Origin of the sequence: Micromonospora sp. NPDC023966 (genome assembly GCF_040639095.1) — a bacterium.
Lineage (GTDB): Bacteria > Actinomycetota > Actinomycetes > Mycobacteriales > Micromonosporaceae > Micromonospora.
The window spans coordinates 23,696-39,113 of the sequence record NZ_JBEZZJ010000043.1; the positions used below are offsets into that span (position 1 = coordinate 23,696).

General features: G+C 72.4%; 14 protein-coding genes. 6 read left to right on the top strand and 8 right to left on the bottom strand.

The window, feature by feature from the left end; genetic code table 11:
* The first annotated feature begins 180 nt into the window (after nucleotides 1–180).
* The 3 genes from AB0F68_RS31660 to AB0F68_RS31670 all read left to right on the top strand — a co-directional run bounded on the left by AB0F68_RS31660 (nucleotide 181) and on the right by AB0F68_RS31670 (nucleotide 3,417).
* Nucleotides 181–960 (top strand): LPXTG cell wall anchor domain-containing protein, encoded by a 780-nt coding sequence (locus AB0F68_RS31660; protein ID WP_357344900.1) that lies wholly within the window; start codon nucleotides 181–183, stop codon nucleotides 958–960.
* Between the two features lie 99 nt (nucleotides 961–1,059).
* A complete protein-coding gene (locus AB0F68_RS31665; RefSeq protein WP_357344902.1) occupies nucleotides 1,060–1,584 on the top strand; it encodes an isochorismatase family protein in 525 nt (174 codons plus the stop codon).
* A 267-nt stretch (nucleotides 1,585–1,851) separates the two neighbouring features.
* Nucleotides 1,852–3,417 carry an aldehyde dehydrogenase family protein gene (locus AB0F68_RS31670; RefSeq protein WP_357344903.1) on the top strand — a complete coding sequence of 522 codons (1,566 nt, stop codon included), beginning with the start codon at nucleotides 1,852–1,854 and terminating at the stop codon, nucleotides 3,415–3,417.
* 64 nt (nucleotides 3,418–3,481) lie between these two features.
* On the opposite strand, the gene AB0F68_RS31675 is transcribed toward AB0F68_RS31670, so the two are convergent.
* Nucleotides 3,482–4,564, bottom strand: coding sequence for a GNAT family N-acetyltransferase (locus tag AB0F68_RS31675; protein WP_357344906.1), 1,083 nt, complete (start codon nucleotides 4,562–4,564; stop codon nucleotides 3,482–3,484).
* 80 nt (nucleotides 4,565–4,644) lie between these two features.
* Complete coding sequence (locus AB0F68_RS31680; protein WP_357344908.1) at nucleotides 4,645–5,349, bottom strand: amino acid-binding protein; 705 nt, start codon at nucleotides 5,347–5,349, stop codon at nucleotides 4,645–4,647.
* A gap of 150 nt (nucleotides 5,350–5,499) precedes the next feature.
* On the opposite strand from AB0F68_RS31680, the gene AB0F68_RS31685 reads away from it, so the two are divergent.
* Nucleotides 5,500–6,573: a phosphotransferase family protein gene (locus AB0F68_RS31685; protein ID WP_357344910.1), complete on the top strand. Its 1,074-nt coding sequence runs from the start codon at nucleotides 5,500–5,502 to the stop codon at nucleotides 6,571–6,573.
* Nucleotides 6,573–7,784 (top strand): acyl-CoA dehydrogenase family protein, encoded by a 1,212-nt coding sequence (locus tag AB0F68_RS31690; protein ID WP_357344912.1) that lies wholly within the window; start codon nucleotides 6,573–6,575, stop codon nucleotides 7,782–7,784. Before AB0F68_RS31685 ends, AB0F68_RS31690 begins: the two co-directional genes overlap by 1 nt.
* 13 nt (nucleotides 7,785–7,797) lie before the next feature.
* Here the strand turns inward: AB0F68_RS31690 and AB0F68_RS31695 are convergent, their stop codons facing one another.
* The 6 genes from AB0F68_RS31695 to AB0F68_RS31720 form a co-directional block, all read right to left on the bottom strand.
* Nucleotides 7,798–8,844 (bottom strand): LacI family DNA-binding transcriptional regulator, encoded by a 1,047-nt coding sequence (locus AB0F68_RS31695; RefSeq protein ID WP_357344914.1) that lies wholly within the window; start codon nucleotides 8,842–8,844, stop codon nucleotides 7,798–7,800.
* Nucleotides 8,845–8,926: 82 nt separating this feature from the next.
* Complete coding sequence (locus AB0F68_RS31700; RefSeq protein WP_357344916.1) at nucleotides 8,927–10,360, bottom strand: GH1 family beta-glucosidase; 1,434 nt, start codon at nucleotides 10,358–10,360, stop codon at nucleotides 8,927–8,929.
* Nucleotides 10,357–11,190: a carbohydrate ABC transporter permease gene (locus AB0F68_RS31705; RefSeq protein ID WP_357344954.1), complete on the bottom strand. Its 834-nt coding sequence runs from the start codon at nucleotides 11,188–11,190 to the stop codon at nucleotides 10,357–10,359. The genes AB0F68_RS31700 and AB0F68_RS31705 overlap by 4 nt, the downstream gene beginning before the upstream one ends.
* A gap of 71 nt (nucleotides 11,191–11,261) precedes the next feature.
* Entirely contained in the window at nucleotides 11,262–12,245 is a 984-nt protein-coding gene (locus tag AB0F68_RS31710; protein WP_357344918.1) for a sugar ABC transporter permease, read from the bottom strand.
* Nucleotides 12,246–12,373: 128 nt separating this feature from the next.
* On the bottom strand, nucleotides 12,374–13,684 hold the full coding sequence (locus AB0F68_RS31715; protein ID WP_357344920.1) for an extracellular solute-binding protein: 1,311 nt from the start codon (nucleotides 13,682–13,684) through the stop codon (nucleotides 12,374–12,376).
* A 247-nt stretch (nucleotides 13,685–13,931) separates the two neighbouring features.
* A complete protein-coding gene (locus AB0F68_RS31720; protein ID WP_357344922.1) occupies nucleotides 13,932–14,477 on the bottom strand; it encodes a plasmid pRiA4b ORF-3 family protein in 546 nt (181 codons plus the stop codon).
* A gap of 150 nt (nucleotides 14,478–14,627) precedes the next feature.
* Between AB0F68_RS31720 and AB0F68_RS31725 the strand changes: the two genes are divergently transcribed.
* Nucleotides 14,628–15,413 carry a pyrimidine reductase family protein gene (locus AB0F68_RS31725; protein WP_357344924.1) on the top strand — a complete coding sequence of 262 codons (786 nt, stop codon included), beginning with the start codon at nucleotides 14,628–14,630 and terminating at the stop codon, nucleotides 15,411–15,413.
* Nucleotides 15,414–15,418: the final 5 nt, after the last annotated feature.

Genomic DNA, 15,418 nt, shown 5'->3' on the forward strand with positions numbered 1-15,418 from the left:
CCGGAACGTGCGCAGCGCCGTAGCCCTCTTCCGCGTTACGCCGACACGCGCAGGAAGTGGCATCGACTTCGATCTTCGCGCGGCACATCGTCGCAGCTCAGGCCGTTCGTCCGATGTCGCCGGACGGGTGCCGACATGGCATGATGTGCCGTCCCCTCTCCCGATCTCGGAGGATTCCTCATGCCACAGCGTCGGCACGTGGCGCGCGCGGCCCTCACCGCAGCCGCCGCCACGGCCATCCTCGGGCTGGCCACCCCGGCCTGGGCCACCGGCAACCCGCACAACCCGCCGGGCGACAACGGCACCGTCAAGATCGACGGAGCGCCCTTCTCGGACAAGGTCGACAACCAGCCGCACGTCACCTGCGACTTCGAGCTGGAGTTCTTCAACTTCGACCAGGACCAGAAGGCGAACATCACGCTCTGGGCGCAGCCGCCGTCAGCCACCCCGAAAGACAAGATCGTCTGGTCGAAGAGCAACGTGCTGATCAGCGACGACCCGGCCTCCGGCGCGGAGAACGACCACGACGAGGTCATCAAGCTCTCCGCGAACGACCTCGACCTCACCGGGCTGACGCTCAATGAGCAGCAGGGCTACCACATCAAGCTCGACGTGGACCTGACCGACGGCAAGGCGTTCGACGACAAGCACAAGGTCTTCTGGCTGAAGCCTTGCGAGTCGTCCCCGACCACGCCGCCGACCACATCCACCCCGGGTGAGGAGACGCCGACCCCGACGCCGGGCGGCTCGGAGAACCCGTCCGAGAACCCGTCGGGCACCCCGGCGCCGGGCATCTCGGTCAGCGGCGGCGCGGGCGGTGGCAGCGGCACCGAGGGCGGCCTGCCGCTCACCGGCGTGGCCGTCACCAGCATCTCGCTCACCGGCCTCGCCCTGATCGGCGGCGGTGTCCTCCTGATGGCGCTGCGTCGCCGCCGGGACAAGATCACCTTCACCAGCTGAGCCGAACACCGGCCCGGAACCGGCCGTCGAACCTTCGTCCGGCGGCCGGTTCCGCCGTTCCGGGCCGCCATGGCGACCCGGGTTCGATATGATCTTGAAGTGGATGCTCTCGACCCCGCCCGCACCGCCGTCGTCCTGATCGATCTCCAGCGCCGCATCGTGGACCTGCCGACCGCCCCGCACACCGGCCCCGAGGTGGTCGAGCGCTGCCTCGCCCTCGCCGACGCGGCCCGCGCCACCGGCGCCACCGTGGTGGTGGTCCGCGTCGACCGGCCCGGCCCCGATCCGCAGCCGGCGGGGAGCGAACTGCTGCCCGAGGTGGCGCCCCGCGAGGGCGACCTGGCGGTGGTCAAGCACAGTTGGGGCGCCTTCCACGAGACCGGGCTCGACGCCGCACTGCGGGCCCGCGGGGTCGACACCCTGGTGATCGGCGGACTGGCCACCAACTTCGGCGTCGAGCAGACCGCCCGGATCGGCGAGGAGATCGGCTACCGGGTGGTGCTGCCGCACGACGCGATGTCGGGTCTGGACGCGTACGCCCACGAGTTCGCGGTCGACTACGTCTTCCGGCGGCTCGGCACCGTCTGCACCACGGCGGAGGCGATCGCCGCGCTGCGCGGTTGAACCGGCCGAGGGACCGATCCGTACTGACGGGTAACCCGGTCGACGCCGCCCGGAGCTGGATCACATAATCGACGGACTTCTATAGATTGCCCGCGTACCCCCAGGTCAAGCCGGCACCGATCGGACGGCGACGTGTCGCGGCGGCGGGACGGCCGTCCTGGCATACGAGCGTACGGTTGCCCGCGCGCTCGGCCGCGCGGGACAGTACGCGACACCAGCGGTGCCATCGACGCCGCCGCTCCCCCGGACAACCCTGAGGAGAACGCGATGGCTCTCAGACTCGCCGACGGCACCTCCTGGTCCGACACCCTGGCCCGCGCGGTGGCCGCCGCGCCGGAGGCCTTCGGCACCGCGCCCGACGGCGTCGCCACCCTGCACAACCTCGTCGAGGGCGGGTGGCGGGCGGTCGGCACGCCGAGCCCGGTACGCACCCCGGTCGACAACACGGTGCTGGTCAACCTGGCCCGCCTCGACGCCGAGGCGGCGCGCGGCGCCGTCGCGCACGCCGCCGCCGCGCACCGGGAGTGGGCACAGACCCCGCTCGCCGAGCGCAAGTCCCGGGTCGACGACGCCCTGGACGCCCTCACCGCCCACCGCGACCTGCTCGCCATGCTGCTGGTCTGGGAGATCGGCAAGCCGTGGCGGCTGGCCTGCGCCGACGTCGACCGCGCGCTGGACGGCGTCCGCTGGTACGTGCAGGAGATCGACCGGATGCTCGCCGACGGCCGCGAGCCGCTGCCGGGCCCGGTCAGCAACATCGCTTCCTGGAACTACCCCATGAGCGTCCTGGTCCACGCCGAGCTGGTGCAGCTGCTGGCCGGCAACGCGGTGATCGCCAAGACCCCGTCCCAGGGCGGGGCGGTCTGCCTCACCGTGGCACACGCGCTGATGCGTCGCGCCGGGCTGCCCGCCACCCTGCTCTCCGGCGGCGGCGAGGAGCTCTCCGAGGTCCTGGTCCGCGCCCCGGAGATCGGCGCCGTGGCGTTCGTCGGCGGCCGCTCCAACGGCGGCAAGGTGGCCGCCGCGCTGCTCGACTCCGACAAGCGGCACTTCATCGAGCAGGAGGGCCTCAACGCCTGGGGCATCTGGAACTTCTCCCAGTGGGACCTGCTCGCCACGCACCTGAAGAAGGGCTTCGAGTACGGCAAACAGCGCTGCACCGCGTACCCGCGGTTCGTGGTGCAGCGCGACCTGGTCGACGAGTTCCTCGACGTCTACCTGCCGGTGGTCCGCTCCGTCCGGTTCGGACACCCGCTCGCCGTGGGGGACGACTGGTCGGCCGGCGACCCGCTGCCCGAGCTGGACTTCGGCCCGCTGATCAGCGCGGCCAAGGCCGAGGAGCTGCGCCGCAAGGTCGACGAGGCGGTCCGCGGCGGCGCGGTGCCGCTGCACCGGGGCAAGCTCGACGGCGCCCCCTTCCTCGACGGGCAGGACACCTCCGCGTACGTGGCGCCGGCGGTGCTGCTCGCCCCGCCCGGCCGGTCCCGGCTCATGCACGCCGAGCCGTTCGGCCCGGTGGACACCATCGTCGTGGTGGACACCACCGACGAGCTGCTGGCCCAGATGAACGCCTCCAACGGCGCGCTGGTCGCCTCCCTCGCCTGCGACGACGAGGAGCTGGCCGGCAAGCTCGCGGTCGACCTCCAGGCGTTCAAGGTGGGTATCAACAAGCCCCGCTCCCGCGGCGACCGGGAGGAGCCGTTCGGCGGCCGGGGCGCGTCCTGGAAGGGCGCCTTCGTCGGCGGCGACCTGCTGGTGCAGGCGGTCACCGTGGGCGGCGACGGCCGGCTCTACGGCAACTTCCCGGACTACAGCAGCTACCCGGCCACCTGACCGTCGGCCGGCCCGGACACGGACAGGGCCCCCGCACCGGGGGCCCTGTCGTGCGGCCGTGGGGTCAGTACGACCGTCGTGCCCGCGCGGTCGCGTCGGCCTGCCGGGGCGCCCCGGACCGGCGGGGAGCCAGCGGCACGGTCACGGTGAGCAGCGTGCCGTCCCGCCCCACCGACGTCGGCCGGTTCAGCCCCTGTACGGTGCGCAGCATCGGGGTGTTCCCGGCTTGGACGTGCAGCAGCACGGCGGCAAGGCCCGCCGCGTCGGCGTGCCCGAGCAGGCGCCGCAGCAGGGCCGAGCCGAGACCCCGGCGCTGCCAGTCGTCCCGTACCAGCAGCGCTGCCTCCGCCTCGTCCCCCTCGCCGAGCAGGTTGGCCATCGCCACGACCTCCGCCGCCCCACCGGAGCCGGCCATCGCGACCAGGGTCAGGCCCCGGACCGGTTCGAGCAGCCGGCGCAGCCGGGCGGCCGGCGGGTGCCCCGTCCCGCTCAGGTAGCGCCGCTGCCGGCTCCGGTCCGAGCACCCCGCGTGCAGCTCCAGCACGCCCGGCAGGTCGTCGGCGGTGGCGGGCCGCACCAGCACCTCGGCCGCGTCGGGCAGCACCAGGGTGACCCGGTCGGCGTCCCGGCGGGCCACCGTCGCGGCCAACTCGACCAGGGCCTGGGCCCGGGCGTACTCGGCCGGGGTGAAGCTCGGCTCCCGGCGGCGCAGCTCGTACGAGCCGCCGACCGGGTCGGCCAGCAGCATCGTGGTCTCGTCCACCCCGCCCAGCGGGACGGCCGGCGTCGGCCGCCAGGTCACCGCGTCCGCGCCGAGCAGGACGCGCAGGCTCTCGCCGGCCGCGTCCGGGTCCCGGACCAGCCGGCCGGCCAGCCCGAGCACCCGGGTCGGCTGGTCGGCCAGGCCGCGCGCCTCGCTGCGCGCGACCCAGCAGTCCCGGCCCCGGCCCCGCTCGACAGCCGCCCGCAGGTCGGCCTCGGTGAGCTGGTCGGGCGCATCGACCAGGAAGTCGTCGACGGCCCCCACCTCGGTGGTGTGCACCTGCACGGTGAGGATGTTGACCCCGCGCAACGCGAGGCTCGCCGTGAGCACCGACAGGTAGCCCGGCCGGTCGTCCACGGTGGCACGGATCCGCCACAGCGCCATGGTTCGCTCCCTTCCTCACCGTCGACCCTGCCCGCCGCCTGTTGCGCCCCCGTTGCCCACCGGTGAAACGGCGGGAGCGGTCAGGTGATGGTGGTCACGGGCGGGGCGCCGACCAGGTCCAGCCGGTCGCCGAGGATCACCGCGCCGGCCCGGACCAGCTGGGCGAGCCGGTCCACCTCGGTGGCATGGAAGGCGGCCGCGGCCAGCGGCTCGGTGTGCTCCCGCGCCACCACCAACACCAGGCCGGCCCGGCCGAACGGCGCGACCGCGTAGTGCTGCCCGTCCGGGGCGGTCATGGCGCGGGCCCGCAGCGGGGTCACCTCCGGCAGCCGGGGCGGGACCGGGGCGCGCCAGCTGGCGTACCCGACCGTCGCCGCGCCGGCGCCGCCGCTGCGCGCCGCCCAGTCCAGCGGGACCACCGCGGCCACCGCCCAGTCCGCGGCGAGCAGCCCGGGCACCGCGTCGACGAGGGTGGCCACCCCGTCGGTCGGGTTCGCCGCCACCTGGGCGAGCAGCTCGGCGTCCTGCCCCGTGGTGGTCGGCGCGCCGATCGCCCGCCACACCCCGTCCACCCGTACGCCGGGGATCGCGGCCAGGCCGGCGAGCAGGCGCTCCACCCGCGCCGCGCCCGGCCAGACCACGGTGAAGTCGTCGACCGCCCGGCCACCGAGCCGCTCCAGGACCACCACCTGGACGATGTCGGCGCCGGAGACGCCGAGCGTCCGGGCCACCTGGCCGAGCGTGCCCGGTCGGTCCGGCAGGGTCACCCGAACTCTCAGCAGCATGTCTGGTCCCTCCGCTCGGCGGGCCGGCCGTGGCGGCCGGCAGGCTGGGCCCCAGCCTGCCGGTTGACCATTTCGCCCCCGTTGCAGCGGCATGTCCCGCCGGGAACATCCGACCTTGACAACAAAGCTGAGCTGCCATCAACTAACCGGATGACCGATCCGGCCGTCGACGCACCGCAGCTCCCGGCCGGCTCGGCCCCGCGCGGGCTCGACCTCGACCGGCTGGCCGGGTATCTGGCCGCGCACCGGCCGGAGCTGGCCGGGCCGCTCTCGGCCGGCCTGATCGCCGGGGGCAAGTCCAACCTGACCTACCTGCTGCGCGCCGGCGACCGCGAGGTGGTGCTGCGCCGACCGCCGCTCGGGCACGTGCTGGCCACCGCCCACGACATGGCCCGGGAGTACCGGGTGATCTCGGCGCTCGCCCCCACCTCGGTGCCGGTCCCCGAGGCGCTGCTGCTCTGCCCCGACGCCGACGTGATCGGCGCGCCGTTCTACCTGATGGAGAAGGTCGACGGAGAGGTCTACCGGCGGCGGGAGCAGACCGACGCGCTCACCGCCGGCCAGCGGCGCGACCTGGCCATGGCGATGATGGACACTCTCGCCGGGCTGCACATGGTCGAGCCGGGCGCGGTCGGGCTGGCCGACTTCGGCCGCCCCGACGGCTACCTGGCCCGGCAGGTCCGCCGCTGGGCCGGGCAGCTCGACCGCTCCCGCAGCCGCCCGCTGCCCGGTATCGACGAGCTGCGGGACGTGCTCGCCGGCAGCGTGCCGGAGGGCGCGAACGCCGGGCGGATCGTGCACGGCGACTACCGGTTGGACAACCTGCTGGCCACGGTCGAGCCGGTGGCGGTGCGGGCGGTGCTCGACTGGGAGATGGCCACCCTCGGCGATCCGCTCGCAGACCTGGGCCTGCTGCTGACCTACTGGGACGTGCTCGGCGACAGCGACAGCGCCGACGGCAACCCGGTCGCCGACGGCATCGGCCCGCGGGCCGGCTTCCCCACCGGCGCCGAACTGATCGACCGGTACGCCGGCCGCAGTGACGTCGACGTCGGGCCGCTGCACTGGCACGTCGCGCTCGGCTGTTTCAAGCTCGCGGTGATCTGCGAGGGCATCCACTACCGGCACACCCTCGGGCAGACGCTCGGCGAGGGCTTCGACCGGATCGGCGAGATGGTGGCGCCGCTGGTCGAGCACGGTCTGCGCGCGGTGAGGGGACAGTGATGGAGTTCGCGTACGACGCCAAGACGGTCGAGCTGTGCGAGCGGGTCGAGGCGTTCCTCACCGAGTGCGTCCACCCGGCCGAGCCGGTGCACCACGAGCAGGTGCTCGCGGCCGGCGACCCGTGGGCCCGCCCGCCCGTGCTGGAGGAGCTGAAGGCCGAGGCCCGCGCCCGCGGCCTGTGGAACCTCTTCCTGCCTGACCCGCGCTACGGCGCCGGGCTGACCAACCTCCAGTACGCCCCGCTGGCCGAGCTGACCGGGCGCAGCCCGCACCTGGCACCGGAGGCGCTGAACTGCGCCGCCCCCGACACCGGCAACATGGAGCTGCTGGCCGAGTTCGGCTCCGACGCGCAGCGGGACCGCTGGCTCACGCCGCTGCTGGCGGGGGAGATCCGCTCCGCGTTCTGCATGACCGAACCGGAGGTGGCCTCCTCCGACGCCACCAACATCGCCACCCGGATCGTCCGGGACGGCGACGAGTACGTGGTCGACGGCCGCAAGTGGTGGTCGTCCGGGGCGATGGACCCGCGCTGCGAGATCTTCATCGTGATGGGCAAGACCGATCCGGGCGCCGACCGGCACCGCCAGCAGAGCATGATCCTGGTCCCCCGGGACACCCCGGGCGTGACGGTACGCCGCAGCATGACCGTCTTCGGCTACCGCGACGCGCCGCACGGCGGGCACGCCGAGATCGACTTCACCGGCGTGCGGGTACCGGCGGCGAACCTGGTCGGCGCCGAGGGCGCCGGCTTCGCCATCGCCCAGGCCCGGCTCGGCCCGGGCCGGATCCACCACTGCATGCGGCTGATCGGCATGGCCGAGCGCGCCCTGGAACTGCTCTGCAGGCGGGCCCTGGACCGGATCGCGTTCGGCCGCCCGCTGGCCGAGCAGGGCGTGATCCGCGAGTGGATCGCCGAGTCCCGGGTGCGCATCGAGCAGGCCCGGCTGCTGGTGCTCAAGACCGCCTGGCTGATGGACACCGTGGGCAACAAGGGCGCGCACACCGAGATCCAGGCCATCAAGATCGCCACGCCGGCGATGGCCGAGTGGGTGATCGACAGGGCCATCCAGGGGTACGGCGCGGCCGGCGTCAGCCAGGACACCCCGCTGGCGGCCCTCTGGGCGCAGGCCCGCACGTTGCGCCTGGCCGACGGCCCGGACGAGGTGCACCGGTCGTCGCTGGCCAAGCGCGAACTGCGCCGCTGGTCCTGACCCCGCCCGGGGGTCAGGCGGAGGCGCGGTGGATGAGCTTGGTGTCCAGCAGCACGTGCGGGCTGGGCAGCTCCTCGCCGCGGATCCGCGAGACCAGCAGCCGGGCCATCTGCCGGCCCATCTCCTCCACCGGCTGGAAGACCGTGGTCAGTGGCGGCTCGGCCTGCCGGGCGATCGGGGCGTCGTCGAAGCCGACCACCGCCACGTCCTCCGGCACGCGGCGGCCGGCCTCGCGCAACGCGCGGAGGGCGCCGAAGGCCATCAGGTCGGAGGCGACGAAGACCGCGTCCAGGTCCGGGCAGACCTCCAGCAGCCGGCGCATGCAGGCGGTGCCGCTGCCCTCGCTGAAGTCGCCGTACGCGATCAGGTCCGGGTTGAGGTCGCCGCCCGCGGCCCGGACCGCCTCCTTGTAGCCGGACAACCGGGCCAGGCCGGCGCCCATGTCCTGGGTGCCGGCGATGGTGGCGACGCGCCGCCGGCCGCGGGCGAAGAGGTGCTCCACCGCCTGCCGGGCGCCGCCGACGTTGTCCACGTCGACGAACCAGGCCGGCTGGGCGTTCGGGTGCAGCATCCGGGCCGGCCGGCCACCGAGCACGGTGGGCAGGCCACGCTCCTCCAGCAGGGTGGGCAGCGGGTCCGCGTCGTGCAGCGAGAGCAGCAGCACGCCGTCGACGTGCTGGTTGGTCAGGTGGTGCTCGACCCGTTCCCGCTCGATCTGCGTCTGCGCCATGGCCAGCCAGAGCTGCATCGGGGTCTCCAGCAGCGCCGAGCTGACGCCCCGGACGATGCCGGCGAAGAACGGCTCGGTGAAGACCCGCTCCCCCGACTCGGAGACCACCAGTGCCACCGAGTCGGTCCGCTGGGTGACCAGCGCCCGGGCCGCCCGGTTCGGCACGTACCCCAGCTCGGCGATGGCCGCCTGGACGGCCGCCCGGGCCTCCGGGCTGACCTGCGGCGAGCCGTTGACCACCCGGGAGACCGTGCCGCGGCCCACGCCGGCGCGGGCCGCGACCGCGTCGAGGGTCGGGCGCCCGAGCGACCGCGTGCGCTGCGTTGTCATCGTCTGTGCTCCTCCGACATCGGGCGGGCCCGGCACCTGTTGAGGCGTCGGCGCCGGGCCGCCCGTTACTGGCTGGCCCAGCCTATTGTGCGGCCAGGCCGTTGCGTCGGATCACATCGGCGTACCACCTGGCGCTGGACTTCGGGATCCGGGCCTGGCTGTCGTAGTCGACATACACCATGCCGAAACGCTTCGTGTAGCCCCACGCCCACTCGAAGTTGTCCATCAGCGACCAGGCGAAATAGCCCTTGAGCGGCACGCCGGCGCTGATCGCGGCGTGCGCGGCGCGCAGGTGCGCGTCGAAGTAGGCCAGCCGGTCCTGGTCGTCGACCCGGCCGTCGACCACCGCGTCCACGAACGCGGAGCCGTTCTCGGTCACGTAGAGCGGCAGGTCCGTGTAGTCCCGGTGGACCCGCTCCAGCGTCTCCACCAGGCCCGGGGCGTCGATCTCCCAGCCCATGTCGGTCACCGGGACGCCCCGGGTGACGAACCGCACGTCCTCGCTGCCCGGCCAGCACGACGGCGCCCGCCAGTACTCCTCCGCCGGGGCGCTCTCCACCGGCGCGGCCACCACGTACCGGCTGTAGTAGTTGACCCCCACCATGTCCAGCGGGGTCGAGATGACCGCCAGGTCACTGTCCCGGACGTGCCCGAAGTCGGTGAGCTTGCGCAGGTCGGCGGTCAGGTCCGCCGGGTACGCCCCGCGCAGCACCGGGTCGAGGAAGAACCGGTTGGCCAGCGCGTCGATGCGGCGGGCGGCGTCGGCGTCCGCCGGCGAGTCGGTGGCCGGGGTGACCGGGTAGAGGTTGACCGTGATGCCGAGCTGCGCCTCCGGGCGGGACGCCCGCAGCGCCTGCACGGCCAGCCCGTGCCCGAGCATGAGGTGGTGCCCGGCCCGGACCGCGTCCGCCCCGTCCGAGCGGCCCGGCGCGTGCACGCCGGAGCCGTAGCCGAGGAAGGCCGAGCACCACGGCTCGTTGAAGGTGGTGAAGTACTTCACCCGGTCGCCGAGGGCGTCGGCGACCAGCTGGGCGTAGTCGGCGAACCGGGCGGCCGTGTCCCGGGCCGGCCAGCCGCCCGCGTCCTCCAGCGACTGGGGCAGGTCCCAGTGGTAGAGGGTCAGCCAGGGCTCGATGCCGTGACCCAGCAGCTCGTCCACGAGGCGCCGGTAGAAGTCCATCCCCTCCTCGTTGACCGCCCCGGCGCCGCCGGGCTGCACCCGCGGCCAGGAGACGGAGAAGCGGTAGGACCGCAGCCCCAGGTCGGCCATCAGCGGCACGTCGTCGGGCATCCGGTGGTAGTGGTCGCAGGCCACGTCACCGGTGTGCCCGGCCACCGTCCGCCCCTCGGTGTGGCTGAAGGTGTCCCAGATCGACGGGGTGCGGCCGCCCTCGGTCGCCGCGCCCTCGATCTGGTAGGCGGCGGTCGCCGCGCCCCAGAGGAAGCCGGGCGGGAAGGTCAGGGCCGCGCCCTGGTCGAGGACGCCGACGGCGGGCGGGCTGGCTGGGTTGCTCACGACTTGACGGCGCCTTCCATGATTCCGCCGATGATCTGGCGGCCGAAGATGATGAACACGATCAACAGTGGCAGGGTCGCCAGCGCGGTGCCAGCGAAGAGTGCCACGTAATCCGTCTGGTACAGCCCGGACGAGAGGATCTTCAGGGAGTACTGCACCGTCGGGGTGTCCGGGGTGAGCACGATGAACGGCCAGAGGAACTCGTTCCAGGTCTGCATGAAGGTCAGCAGGCCGAGCACCGCCGCGGCCGGCCGCAGCGCGGGCAGCACGACGTTCCAGTAGATCCGCCAGCTGGAGCAGCCGTCGAGCCGGGCTGCCTCGATCAGCTCGTCGCTGATCGCGGACATCGCGTACTGGCGCATCATGAACACGCCGAAGCCCTGCACCAGGAACGGCACGATGACCGCCTGCAGGGTGCCCGTCCAGCCGAGTTCCACCATCATCAGGTAGAGCGGGATGACACCGAGTTGGGTCGGCACCATCATGGTCATGATGATGATCAGCAGCAGCGCGTTGCTGCCCCGGAACTTGAGCTTGGCGAAGGCGAAGCCGGCCAGGCTGGAGAAGAAGATCACCGAGATGGTGACGACGGTCGACACGACGGCCGAGTTGACCAGACCGTAGACGAACGCGGCGTCCTCGTTGGCGAGCATCCGGTCGACGTTGGTGAACAGCTGGTCGCCGGGGATCGGCGGCATCTCGTAGACCGCACTGTTGTCCCGCGAGGCGATGATGAACGACCAGATGATCGGGAAGATCGACAGTACGCCGCCGAGGATCAGCGCGAGGTAGGTCAGCGGACTGGCCTGCCAGAGCTGGGCGCCGGGCAGCCGACCGCGGCCCTGGCGGCGGGACGGCACCGGAGGCGGGGTGACCGAGCGCGGCAGGGTCTGCGTGGTGGTCACTTCTTGTCCCCCTTCACGGACCGGCGTACCAGCGCGAAGTTGATCAGCGCGAAGATGATGATCATCATGAACAGCAACCAGGACATCGCGGAGCCGTACCCGTACTCGGAGTTCCCGGTGAAGGTCTTCTCGTAGATGTACATGGCCAGGGTCTGGAACTGGTGGTCCACCCCGCCGCGGACCAGCCCGTTCCCGTACATCAGGGGCTCGGTGAAGATCTGGAAGCCACCGATGGTGGAGATGATGATCGTGAAGAGGATCGTCGGCCGGATCAGCGGCACGGTGATCGCCCAGAACTGCCGCCAGGTCGAGGCGCCGTCCAGCGACGCCGACTCGTACAGGTCCTTCGGGATGGCCTGCATGGCACCGAGGTAGATCAGCGCGTTGTAGCCGGTCCACCGCCAGTCGACCATGAAGGCAATGGCGAACCAGGAGGCGAAGCGGTTGTCCCGCCAGGCGATGGGGTCGAATCCCACCGTGCCGAGCAACCAGTTGATCAGGCCGTACCGGTCCGCGAAGATCAGCGCGAAGATGATGCCGACCGCGGCCACCGAGGTGATGTTCGGGATGACCACACCCATCCGCAGCAGCGTGCGGGCCTTCATCTGCCGGTTCAGCAGGTTGGCGAGCATCAGCGCCACGATGAGCTGCGGCACGGTGCTGAGCACGAAGATGCCGAGGGTGTTGTAGGCCGCGTTCCAGAACTGGGCGTCCTGCAGCAGGAGGCGGTAGTTCTCCAGCCCCGCGAACTCCTTGGTTCCGCTCAGCAGCTCGTAGTCGAAGAGCGACACGTAGACCGTGTAGAGGACCGGGAAGAGGCCGAAGACCCCGAAGAGGACGAAGAACGGGGCCACATACAGGTACGGGGAGTACTTGAGGTCCCAGCGGCCGAGCCGGTACGACCGGCGCCGGTGCAGCGGGGCGGACGGGGGCGGCGAGGCGGCGCGCGATGGTGGCACCGCGCCGACAGTAGAACTCATTGCAGGTCCTTCCGGGAGGTGGGGCGGCGGCGACCTCGCCGCAGCGCCCACACCCTGCGTCGGGTGTGGGCGCCGCCGCCGAGCCCACGGGCAGCGGATCCCCGTGGGCTCGGCCGGTCACCGGCGACTCAGCTGGTCGCCTTCTTGGCCTCGTCCACCGCCTTCTTCCAGGCGGCATCCGAACTGAGCCGGCCACGCTCGGCCGCCTGCATCTGCGGCTCGAAGATGGTCTCCCAGACCTGCTGGTGCTTGGCGCCGAGGAAGACGGGCTTCATGTTCTTGACGCTCTCACCGAAGATCTTGCCGGTGGGCGCACCGCTGAAGTACTCGCTCGTCTTGTCCTTGAACGCCGGGTCGTCGAGGCCGGCGATGTCGGACGGCATCGCGCCCGCCTCCTTGAACGCCGCCAGGTGGCCCTCCTTGCTGGTCAGGTACTTGGCCAGCTCGTACGCCTCCTTCGGGTGCTTGGTCTGCGCCGGGACGGCCAGGTAGGAACCACCCCAGTTGCCGCCGCCGCCGGGGATGTTGGCGATGTCCCACTTGCCGGAGTTCGCCGGGCCGGACTTCGGGGCGATGACGCCCTCGGTCATCCAGGCCGGGCAGGGGAGCGTGGCGAACGCGGAGTTCTTGAAAGCCCCGTCCCAGTCGGCGCTCCACCGCTGCGTCTTGGCGGTCAGCCCGTCCTTGGCCATCGACAGGCCCATGTCCCAGGTCTGCTTGATCACCGGGTTGGTGTCGCCGATGAACTTGTTGTCCTTGTCGAAGAAGAAGGTCTCCGAGTTCTGCATGACGTACGGCTGCATCAGGCTGGTCGCGCTGTCCAGCCAGGCGGCCTTGACCTTGCCGCTGGCCTTAAACTCCTTGCCCAGCGCGATGTAGTCCTGCCAGGTGGTCATCCGCTTCGAGACCTCGTCCCGGTCGGTGGGCAGACCGGCCTGCTGGAACAGGTCCTTGCGGTAGCACATGGCCAGGCCACCGACGTCGGTGCCGAGCCCGATCAGCTTCTTGCCGTCGGGCGTCAGGGCGTTGTTCCACTTCCACTCGGGGAAGTTGGCCTTAACCTCACCGGCGCCCAGGTCGAGCAGGTTGGCGAACTTGTCGGGGTTCTGGACGTACCCGAGCAGGACGCCCTCCTCCAGTCCGACCACGTCGCCGGCACCGCTGCCGGCGGCGAGCCACTGCACCAGCTTCGGCTGGAAGTCGCGCAGCTCGCCCATCTTCTGGTGCTCGACCTTGATGTTCGGGTGCGCCGCCTCGAAGTCCTTGATGGCCTGGTCGTAGCCGAAGTTCTGGAAGGTCTGCAGGACCAGCTTGACCTGGCCGCCCTCGCCGGTCGACCCCTCGTCGTTCTTCTTGCTGCACGCTGCGCTGCCGAGAGCAACGCCCGCGGCGAGCACGACGGCCGCAACAGTGCGGAGCCGGCGCCTCATGACGCTCATCCCTGACCCCTCTCAGGTGGGTAATCCGTGTGGTGGTTTCTGACCCGCGCCGGCCCGTCGGCCGGCAGGTCACGTGGTGAGGCTTTGGTTCTGGGGCGCCGCCGCGACGAGCGATGTGGCTTGAGACACACGTCATCCGGGAGCGCTCCCATGAGATTGCCGCCAGGTGTCAGGGGTGTCAATAGATCGTTGGGAGCGTTCCCAGATCGTTACCGCGTCGATCCCCGGAGCCCTCCGGGGAGTGCGGTCAGCAGAAGCGGCGCAGCAGAGTGGTGGCCCGGTCGGCGGCAAAGGAGTCCGGCTCGAAGCCCGGGCCGGCCCACTCCCGCATCATCCGGTGCTCGGCGTGCCCGGGGTCGGCCAGCGCGGCCAGCAGTACGGCGTACCCGGCGGGGCCGCCGACGTCCTCCGGCGGGCAGGCACGCTCCCCCTCGACGCAGACCGGGTAGCGCTCGTCCGGGTCGGCCGCGCAGACGTCCTCGACGACCAGGTCGTGCTCCCACCAGTCGCCGAAGTCGTAGGTGTAGCGGAACCGGTCGCCCTTGCCCACCACCGCGTCCAGCCGGACGTCCAACTCGTCCCGCAGCGCCAGCTCGCCGTCCGGATCGGGTACGCCGTACTGGCGGCCGTCGATGTCGAACGAGTGCAGGTGGCAGTCCCGCCAGCCCATCGCATGCTGGACCACCCGATGCAGCCGGTCCAGGGTGTAGCCGCCGGGGACCAGCACCCGCCGCCACACCGGCGGCCGGACCCCGGCGAGGGAGACCTTCAGCTGGAAGATCTGACGCGACATGCTGTCCCATCCTTCCTCGGCATAGGCTGCCTACATGATCTGCCGAGCGTGCCGGGAGCGGCGGCACGACGACTGTCCAGGCCGGAAGTGGTGCGACTGCCAGCACCGTACCCCCGAACCCACCCCTCCGGTCACCGGTCCGGCCGGCGAATGAGCGTCGGAACCCCGATCGAACGGATCTGGCCGGCGCCCGTCACCGGGCCGCTGACCGACCCGGAACTCGCCGCGCTCTACGGCCGCGCCCCGCACCCCCACCTGCGGGTGAACTTCGTGGCGAGCGCCGACGGCGCGGTCACCCTGGACGGCTACTCCGCCGGGCTCTCCGGGGAGCCGGACAAGCGGGTCTTCGGCCTGCTGCGGATGCTCTGCGACGGCCTGGTGGTGGCCGCCGGCACGCTGCGCCACGAGGGCTACCGGGCGGTCCGGCTCGGCGACGCGCGCCGGGCCTGGCGCCGCGAGCAGGGCCTGGCCGAATATCCGACCCTGGTGGTGGTCTCCGGCTCGCTGGACCTCGACCCGGCCCAGGCGTGCTTCGCCGACGCGCCGGTCCGGCCGCTGGTGCTCACCGGCGCGGCCGCCGAACCGCCGCCGGGGCTCACCGAGGTGGCCGATCTCGTCCGCTGCGGCGCGGAGCGGGTCGACCTGGCCGCCGGCCTGGCCGAGCTGCGCCGGCGGGGGCTGGGCCAACTGCTCTGCGAGGGCGGGCCGCACCTCTTCGGCGCGCTCACCGCGGCCGACCTGGTGGACGAGCTGTGCCTGACCGTCGCGCCGCTGCTCGCCGGGGCCGGCCCGGGCCGGATCACCGCCGGGGACGGCAGCGCGCCCCGGCACCTGCCGCTGCGCCACGTGCTGGCCGCCGCCGACGGGGTGCTGATGCTGCGTTACGCCCGCGACCCGGGTGGCGCGCCGCCCGCCGGCGCCTCTCCCGCCGCCTGACCGCC